Below are 527 nucleotides of genomic sequence, written 5' to 3' on the forward strand. Positions count from 1 at the left end.
ACATTAATTAATGGCAAAATAGGTGATTCAGGATTGTTCAACACATGTAACATCCAATCACTAATACCTTGTAGATAAGAGGCATCCTTAGTGCTTGGATATGCACTTTTTTTGCGATAACGTACATCCTCTGGAAGTACATTTTCAAAAGCTCTACGTAAAATACCTTTTTCAATATTGTCTATGCTTTTCATTTCGAATGGGACATTCCATAGGTATTCTACAAGCCGGTAATCGCAAAATGGAACTCGTACTTCAAAGCCATTCATCATACTTGTGCGATCTTTTCGTTCTAGCATAAATGGCAAGAAACGTGTAATAAACATGTAAGACATTTGACGTTGCTTCATTTGCAGATCACTTTCACCTTCTAAAAAGGGAACCTCAGCAACTGCATCTTCAAATTTTTGTTTTTGATATTTTTCAGGGCTAATCTTCGCTTTAAAATCCTCTGATAAAATTTCTGTACTATACCATAAATTAACACTCCAAGGGAATATCTCTGCATCTAGAAACTTCTCTTGATG

1 protein-coding gene is annotated in these 527 nt (G+C 35.1%); it reads right to left on the reverse strand.

The annotated features are described in order from the left end of the window. A partial coding sequence (locus tag D1166_RS30980) for an asparagine synthase C-terminal domain-containing protein (protein WP_133300478.1) occupies positions 1 to 527 on the reverse strand: 527 nt, incomplete at both ends.

It is taken from the genome of Bacillus sp. ISO11 (assembly GCF_003458115.1).
Taxonomy (GTDB): domain Bacteria; phylum Bacillota; class Bacilli; order Bacillales; family Bacillaceae_G; genus Bacillus_A; species Bacillus_A cereus.